Annotated in this window: 7 protein-coding genes, 2 tRNA genes and 1 rRNA gene; 2 read left to right on the top strand and 8 right to left on the bottom strand. The window is 67.6% G+C overall.

Features of this window, described 5'->3' with window-relative positions; genetic code table 11:
* Positions 1–102, bottom strand: a 16S ribosomal RNA gene (locus D7044_RS32040); the annotation flags it as partial.
* Positions 103–871: 769 nt separating this feature from the next.
* On the opposite strand from D7044_RS32040, the gene D7044_RS32035 reads away from it, so the two are divergent.
* Positions 872–1,099, top strand: coding sequence for a hypothetical protein (locus tag D7044_RS32035; protein ID WP_120679806.1), 228 nt, complete (start codon positions 872–874; stop codon positions 1,097–1,099).
* Positions 1,100–1,104: 5 nt separating this feature from the next.
* Here D7044_RS32035 and D7044_RS32030 read toward each other — a convergent pair whose 3' ends face one another.
* From D7044_RS32030 to D7044_RS32005, 6 genes are all read right to left on the bottom strand, one after another.
* Positions 1,105–1,902, bottom strand: coding sequence for a carbon-nitrogen hydrolase family protein (locus D7044_RS32030; RefSeq protein WP_120691118.1), 798 nt, complete (start codon positions 1,900–1,902; stop codon positions 1,105–1,107).
* 85 nt (positions 1,903–1,987) lie between these two features.
* Positions 1,988–3,277 carry an ATP-dependent Clp protease ATP-binding subunit ClpX gene (gene clpX, locus D7044_RS32025; RefSeq protein ID WP_120679802.1) on the bottom strand — a complete coding sequence of 430 codons (1,290 nt, stop codon included), beginning with the start codon at positions 3,275–3,277 and terminating at the stop codon, positions 1,988–1,990.
* A gap of 210 nt (positions 3,278–3,487) precedes the next feature.
* Entirely contained in the window at positions 3,488–4,150 is a 663-nt protein-coding gene (locus D7044_RS32020) for an ATP-dependent Clp protease proteolytic subunit (RefSeq protein WP_120679799.1), read from the bottom strand.
* A gap of 10 nt (positions 4,151–4,160) precedes the next feature.
* Positions 4,161–4,802, bottom strand: a complete 642-nt coding sequence (locus tag D7044_RS32015; RefSeq protein ID WP_120679797.1) for an ATP-dependent Clp protease proteolytic subunit — start codon at positions 4,800–4,802, stop codon at positions 4,161–4,163.
* A gap of 172 nt (positions 4,803–4,974) precedes the next feature.
* Positions 4,975–6,324 carry a trigger factor gene (gene tig, locus D7044_RS32010; protein ID WP_120679795.1) on the bottom strand — a complete coding sequence of 450 codons (1,350 nt, stop codon included), beginning with the start codon at positions 6,322–6,324 and terminating at the stop codon, positions 4,975–4,977.
* Positions 6,325–6,469: 145 nt separating this feature from the next.
* Positions 6,470–6,543, bottom strand: a tRNA-Pro gene (locus D7044_RS32005).
* Between the two features lie 227 nt (positions 6,544–6,770).
* On the opposite strand from D7044_RS32005, the gene D7044_RS32000 reads away from it, so the two are divergent.
* Positions 6,771–6,844, top strand: a tRNA-Gly gene (locus tag D7044_RS32000).
* 162 nt (positions 6,845–7,006) lie between these two features.
* Here the strand turns inward: D7044_RS32000 and D7044_RS31995 are convergent.
* Positions 7,007–7,453 carry a GNAT family N-acetyltransferase gene (locus D7044_RS31995; protein WP_120691119.1) on the bottom strand — a complete coding sequence of 149 codons (447 nt, stop codon included), beginning with the start codon at positions 7,451–7,453 and terminating at the stop codon, positions 7,007–7,009.
* Between the last annotated feature and the right edge of the window lie 332 nt (positions 7,454–7,785).

The raw sequence follows: 7,785 nt of genomic DNA, 5'->3' as shown, positions 1-7,785 counted from the left end.
CCGTTCGCCGCTCGAGTACCCCGAAGGGCCTTTCCGCTCGACTTGCATGTGTTAAGCACGCCGCCAGCGTTCGTCCTGAGCCAGGATCAAACTCTCCAACAAAAATCTTTGTGGAAAAAATGTCCCGACAACAAAATGTTGCCAAAGGAATCCCAACCGGAAGATCCCGAAGAATCAACCAGTCCGGGGTAATAATCAATTTGGCACTGGCTTATCAAGCACCCTGTTGAGTTCTCAAAGAACAACCACACACCGTTCAGAAGCTCCGCTCCGCGGAACCCGTCTCGGGGCAACCGTTCCAAACTACCCGGTCCGAACTTCGCTGTCAACTCTATCAGAGAAGATCAACTGCTTCGTCGGGGCCCACGTCGACGCACGCCCGATTGAGGCGGTCGTTGCTGTCGTGGGAAACCGCAGACCGGCCGATCGCCGCTTCGCGGCCATCCGCCCGGCTCCTGCCGGCTTCAGTACTTTACCCGGTCGGCTTCGCGTTCGCAACTCCGAATTTCCGGAGTGTTTTCACACCGCCCGCTCCAGCCTCGCTCGGCGTTCCCGCCACGAACCTGGGCGCCCGTTCTCGGCCGGTTTGTCCGGCCTCCCCCGTGCAGAGAGAAAGTTACGCGGACGCCCCGAAGAAGGCAAATCAACGTCGGTCACTGTCCGTGGATGACGCCCCGAATCCGTCGGGCGAGACCCTCGCAGACCCGGAGCGACACCCGCCGGCCACGCTTGCGTACCGCCCCTGTTCGACCCCGCCCGCCGCCCGGATCACCGCGCGACCCGGTGCGGCAGCCGACCCAGCCGTACGCACTCGGATGACTGCCCCTTGCGACCCTGCTCACCGGCGCCGATACGTGTCAGAGTGTCTGTCATGGATGTCGACTCCGGGCCGTCCGCCGCCCCGCTCGCCGAAGAGGCGGTGCTCGGGCTGCTGCTGCCCTTCTGGCAGCTGGTGATCGGCGCCTTCGTCCTCGTCGTCGTCGTACTGTCGGTCGGCCGGCTGGCCCGGCGAGGGCCCTCCCGCATGACCACCGCGCTGGTGGTGACCGCGGCCGCGATCGCCGGCTTCGCCCTGGTGGGTGTCCTGCTGCAGGGGTGACCCGGTCAGAGCCGCCGGTTGGCCAGGCTCGGCAGCTCGGCCCGGATGGCGGCGAGCCGGTCGAGATCCAGATCGGCGAAGGCCACACCGGAGCCGTCCGGCACCTGGCAGAGCACCGTCCCCCAGGCGTCGACGACCATGCTGCGGCCGAAACAGGTCCGCCCCGGCTCGTGATCACCGATCTGACCGGCGGCCACGACGTAGCACTGGTTCTCGATGGCCCGAGCGCGCAGCAGCACCTCCCAGTGATCACGACCGGTGTGCTGCATGAACGCGGCGGGAACCACGAGCACCTGGGCGTCGCCCTCGGTCGCGAGTCGCCGGTAGAGCTCAGGAAAGCGCAGGTCGTAGCAGATCGACAAGCCGACGCGTACGCCGTCGACGGTCACCACCACCGGCTGATCCCCCGGCGCCACCGTCGCCGACTCCCGGTACGAGACCCGGCCGGGAATCTCCACGTCGTAAAGGTGGATCTTCCGGTAGCTGGCGGCGAGCGCGCCGGCGCGGTCGAAGACCAGCGAGGTGTTCCAGGTGTGCTCCGGGTCCGGGCCGGCCTCGTGGAACGAGCCGGCGATCACCCAGATACCCAGCCGACGCGCGACCGAGGCGAAGAACTCGCCGACCTCCCCGTCGACCGGCTCGGCTGCGGGCATGCCGGCCCCAGGGCCGAGGTAGTCGACGTACTCCGGTAGGAGCGCGAGGTCCGCGCCGCCGGCCGCGGCGCGCTCCAGCAACTCCTCCGCGGCGGCGAGATTGGCCTTGCGGTCCTCGCGCGTGTTGAGCTGGCAGACGGCGACACGCATGAGCCTCAGCGTACGGGGACAGCGGCCCGCCGGACAGGGTCGGTGAGCCGCCAGCCCTCAGCCCCGGCAGGCGGGCCCCCGGAACTCAGGCGGACTTCTCCTCGCGATCCCGGCGGGCACGCCGGCCGGTGAACTCGCGCGGCACGATCGTCGGGTTGACGTTCTCGAGCACCACTTCGCGAGTGATCAGCACCCGCGCGGCGTCCGGGTTGCTCGGCACCTCGTACATCACGGAGAGCAGGACCTCTTCCATGATCGCCCGCAATCCGCGCGCACCCGTACCACGCAGCATGGCCTGATCGGCGATCGCCTCCAGCGCCGGCTCCTCGAACTCCAGCTCGACGCCGTCGAGCTCGAAGAGGCGCTGATATTGGCGTACCAGCGCGTTGCGGGGTTCGGTGAGGATCTGCACCAGGGCGTCGCGGTCGAGGCTGCGCACGCTGGTGATCACCGGAAGCCGGCCGATGAACTCGGGGATCAGCCCGAACTTGAGCATGTCCTCCGGCATGACCTGGCTGAAGATGTCGTCGGTCGAGCGCTCGGAGACCGATCGCAGCCGGGCGCCGAAGCCGGTCCCGCCGGAACCGGTGCGGGCCTCGATGATCTGGTCGAGCCCGGCGAAGGCACCACCGCAGATGAAGAGCACGTTGGTGGTGTCGATCTGGATGAACTCCTGGTGCGGGTGTTTCCGGCCGCCCTGCGGCGGCACGTTCGCCACGGTGCCTTCCAGCATCTTGAGCAGCGCCTGCTGAACGCCCTCACCGGAGACGTCCCGCGTGATCGACGGGTTCTCCGACTTGCGGGCGATCTTGTCGACCTCGTCGATGTAGATGATGCCGGTCTCGGCGCGCTTGATGTCGTAGTCGGCGGCCTGGATGAGCTTGAGGAGGATGTTCTCCACGTCCTCACCGACGTAGCCGGCCTCGGTGAGGGCGGTGGCGTCGGCGATCGCGAACGGGACGTTCAACATCCGGGCGAGGGTCTGCGCCAGGTGGGTCTTCCCGCACCCCGTCGGCCCGAGCAGCAGGATGTTGGACTTCGCCAGCTCGACGGTGTCCGAACCGGGGGCGCCGGACGCCTCGGCCTGGATGCGCTTGTAGTGGTTGTAGACCGCTACCGAGAGCGCCTTCTTGGCCTGGTCCTGGCCGACGACGTAGTTGTCGAGGAACTGGCAGATCTCCATCGGCTTGGGAAGCTCTTCCCACTTCACCTCGCCGGACTCGGCCAGCTCCTCCTCGATGATCTCGTTGCAGAGATCGATGCACTCGTCGCAGATGTAGACGCCGGGCCCCGCAATGAGCTTCTTGACCTGCTTCTGCGACTTACCGCAGAAGGAGCACTTCAGTAGGTCGCCGCCGTCACCGATCCGTGCCACCTACGTTCTCCCTGCACTCAATCGGCCGGAGACCCGGCCATGACCTGCGGCGGCTACGCCCCGCCCGTCTCTTGCACCCCGCCGGTCCGACCCAGCGAAGCGGTACAGACCCGACGTTACCCGCTGGCGGAGTTTTCTCCGACCCCCAAAACGGGTGTGTCAGAGGCCGGCCGGGATCGACGCCCCGACCGACCTCTGACCCGAAATCGGTCAGCTGGCGGCGTTGGCGGCCAGCAGGCCCTTCTTGCGGCTGGTCAGGATGGTGTCGACCAGCCCGTACTCGCGGGACTCCTCGGCCGTCATGATCTTGTCACGGTCGATGTCCTTGCGAACCTGCTCGATCGGGCGGTTGCAGTGGCGGGACAGCATGTCCTCCAGCTGCGTCCGCATCCGCAGGATCTCCCGAGCCTGGATCTCGATGTCCGAGCCCTGCCCGTAGCCGCCCTCGGTGGCCGGCTGGTGGATGATGATCCGCGAGTTCGGCAGCGCCATCCGCTTACCCGGGGTGCCGGCCGCGAGCAGCACCGCGGCGGCGCTGGCCGCCTGACCCAGACAGACCGTCTGGATGTCCGGCCGGACGTACTGCATGGTGTCGTAGATCGCCGTCATGGCCGTGAACGAGCCGCCCGGCGAGTTGATGTACATGATGATGTCGCGGTCCGGGTCGGTGCCCTCCAGCGTCAGCAGCTGGGCCATCACGTCGTTCGCCGACGCGTCGTCCACCTGGACGCCGAGGAAGATGATCCGGTCCTCGAAGAGCTTGTTGTACGGGTTGGACTCCTTCACCCCGTACGAGGTGCGCTCCACGAACGACGGCAGCACGTAGCGGTTGTGCACGGCCGCGAACTGGGGTGGCAAACTCAGGTCGGTCATCGTCAGCTCCTCAGCTCAGAGTCCCGGCACCCTCCGGAACCTGGGTGGCTCCGGTGATGACCTTGTCGATGAAGCCGTAGTCCACGGCCTCCTGGGCGGTGAACCAACGGTCGCGGTCCGAGTCCGCCTCGATCTGCGCGGGGGCCTGACCGGTGTGGTGAGAGACCCGCTCCTGGAACATCCGCTTCGTGTAGAGCATCTGCTCCGCCTGGATGGCGATGTCGGCGGCGGTGCCACCCACGCCACCCGACGGCTGGTGCATCATGATCCGCGCGTGCGGCAGGGCGTAACGCTTGCCCTTCGTGCCCGCGCAGAGCAGCAGCTGCCCCATCGAGGCGGCCATGCCCATCGCGACGGTCGACACGTCGTTGTCGATGAACTGCATGGTGTCGTAGATCGCCATGCCCGAGTAGACCGAGCCACCCGGCGAGTTGATCCAGAGGTTGATGTCGCGGTCCGGGTCCTCCGCGGCGAGCAGCAGCAGCTGCGCGCAGATGCGGTTGGCGACCTGGTCGGTCACCTCGCTGCCCAGGAAGATGATCCGCTCCTTGAGCAACCGGTTGTAGACCGAGTCGTCGAGGTTGCCAATGTTGTCGCCACCTCGGGCGTCAATCGCCCGGAGCGGCTTCGGTGGGATGTGCATGTCGGTCATGGCAGCCCTTCGCTCTCCGTACCGTCCTACCCGACACTAACCGCTCTGCCGGGCGGCAGAGTCCCGGTCGTGGCACTGTTCGCTCACAGCGCAGCCACCGTCGGGACGTACCCGGAAAAGGGTTTTGGCCGCCACCCACCGCAAGCGGCGGATGACGGCCTCTCCCCGATGATCAGTGCTCGTGGTTGTGGTGCTCGGCCTCGTTGGCGGCCCGCAGCGCGTCGAGGCTGACCTCGTTGCCCGCGGCGTCCTTGATCGTGATCCGCTCCATGATCGAAGAGAGGACCTTGCCGCGCCGGACGTCGCCGTAGACAGCGGGCGCCGTGCCCGAGCGCACCAGCTGGTCGTAGTACTGCTGCGGGGCCATCCCGGCGTGCTGGGCCCGGTGCACGATCTCGTGACCGAACTCGTCGTCCGAGACCTCGACGTTCTCGGCGTCGGCGACGGTGTCCAGCAGCAGCTGGACCTTGACGCCCTGAGTGGCGGCGTCGGTCAGCTCGGTGTCGATCTGCTCCTCGGTCTTCTCCTCCGAGGCGAGGTAGTCCTCCATCGTGGCGCCGATCCGCTCGAGCTGGTCGACCATGGCCTGCTTGCGGCTCGCGACCTCCTCGCGGACGACCCCCTCCGGCGCCGGCACCTCGGCGGCGGCGACCAGCTGCTCCAGCGCCTTGTCCCGGGCGGCGTAGATCTGCTCGACCTGCTTACCCCGGGTGACCCGCTCGCGCAGGTCGTTGCGGAGCTCCTCGATGGTGTCGAACTCGCTCGCCAGCTGGGCGAACTCGTCGTCCAGCTCCGGCAGCTCCTTCTCCTTGACCGTGCGCACGGTCACCGCCACGTCGGCGTCCCGACCGGCGTAGTCGCCGCCGACCAGCTGGGTGGTGAAGGTCTTGCTCTCGCCGGCCGCGACGCCGACCACGGCCTCGTCCAGGCCCGGAAGGAGCTGCTTGCTGCCGACCTCGTGCGAGATGTTGCTGGCCGAGCCGCCCGGCACGTCCTCACCGTCGACGGTGGCGTTCAGGTCGATCTGGACGTAGTCGCCCTCCTGGGCGGCCCGCTCCACGGTCTTCAGCGTCGCGAACCGCTCACGCAGGTTCTTCACCTGCTCGTCGATCTCGCTGTCGTCGATCTGGAGCTCGTCCACCGTCACCTCGACGGTGGCGAGGTCGGGCAGCGTGATCTCCGGGCGGACGTCGACCTCGGCGGTGAAGTTCAGCGAGTCACCGTCGTTGAACTCGGTGATCTCGACCTCGGGGCGACCGAGCGTCTTCAGGTCGTGCTCACGGACCGCGGCGAGAATCTGCTGCGGGATGGCCTCCTGCACCGCCTCGTTGAGGACGGTGCCCCGGCCCACCCGCTGGTCGATCACCGCGGCCGGCACCTTGCCCCGGCGGAAGCCGGGAACCTGGACCTGCTGGCCGATCTCCCGGTACGCCTTCTGGAGGCTCGGCTCGAGCTCGACGAACGGCACCTCGATGGCGAGCCGCACGCGCGTCGGGCTCAGAGTCTCGACGGTGCTCTTCACAGGCGTACTCCTTGACGGATCTCAGTTGAGTCTGGGCGTGGATTCAGCCCATCGAGTGTAGGCGAGCCGGCCGGGCACTCCGGCAGCGCCCGGGAACCGCAGCGGAAAACGGCGGCACCCGGGGCGACCCGGCCGCGGACGACAGTCGGGGTGGCGGGATTTGAACCCACGGCCCCTCGCTCCCAAAGCGAGTGCGCTACCAAGCTGCGCCACACCCCGTGGCGACGAAGAGTGTATGCCTTCGCGCCCCGGCTCGGGCCTCGGGGCGGACTCCGCCGGGCCCGTTTTCCCGGTAAGTCGCGGTGTCGGCGCGTCGGGACGGCGCGACGCACCCACAAGTCGAGTCGACCTCGGGTGCCCGTGCGGCGCGGCGAGCCGGGTGCGGCTGCGCGCGGCACCGGGACATTCGGTAGGCTGTCGGGCGCGCCCCGCGTCTCGGGGCGCACGCGGGCGTAGCTCAATGGCAGAGCTTCAGTCTTCCAAACTGACGGTGCGGGTTCGATTCCCGTCGCCCGCTCCACCCACGAGGGCCCAGGCAGACCGCATGATCGCGGCACCTGGGCCTTCCGCATCTCCCCCAGCGTGCGGGGAGGCGGAAGGTCCTACGCCTGACGAGGAGATTCGCTCCGACGCTGTGACTCCCACGGCCGCCTGGAAGCCACCGCCGGCGTCTCCGGCATCGTCATGGCAGTGGTTTCCGGAGGATGTAGTTGAGGCCGAACTCCGTCTCGCTGCTGCGTACGTCGACGTAGCCCAGCCGCCGGTAGAACCCGTGCCCGGTGATGCTCGCGCCAGTTTCCATGTAGTCACAGCCCTCGGCCGCCGCGAGCAGCTCGATGTGACGCATCAATCGCCGTCCGACACCCTGGCCGGTCACCTCGGGATGGACGAACATGGTGAAGACCCTGTTGCCGCCGCGGGAGACGGTGCCCACGATCCCCGCCTGCTCGGCGACGAACATCTGCCGTTCGTCGGCGAGCTGCGCGATCCGCTCTTCCGAGAAGTGGCGGCACATGCGCTCGATGATCTCCGCAGGGTAATCGCGACTGTTGACCTCGCGCAGACACCGCTGGACGAGGTCGGCTACCGCCGACCCGTCGCCAGGCCGGAATAGCCGGATCTGCACCACCTCGGCATCCTCTCCCAGGCCCACCGCTGCTGGAAATGGACGATCGGCCTCAAGACATGACACCTGCTCCTCCTGACGCGCTGCTGCCTCGTGCCGACTGCCAGCGGCTAGCCGACCAAGGCCCGTCCCGGACGGATCTGCCGGAACGCGGCAGAGCGTTCAGACTTCAGCAGGTCGGTGATCGCGTCGAGGCCGGCGCAGCGGACTAGGTCGTGTCTCGAAGTCAGATGGCGCGTGTCGGTGATCGATAGATAGCGAGGTCTCCGGTAGAGGGTTCATCGACGAAGAAGAACCTGAATACCGGAGACCTCGTGGCCACCATAGCGGTGACG

Source organism: Micromonospora musae (assembly GCF_003626635.1).
Lineage (GTDB): Bacteria > Actinomycetota > Actinomycetes > Mycobacteriales > Micromonosporaceae > Micromonospora > Micromonospora musae.
This window is presented reverse-complemented; position numbering and strand designations above follow the sequence as displayed.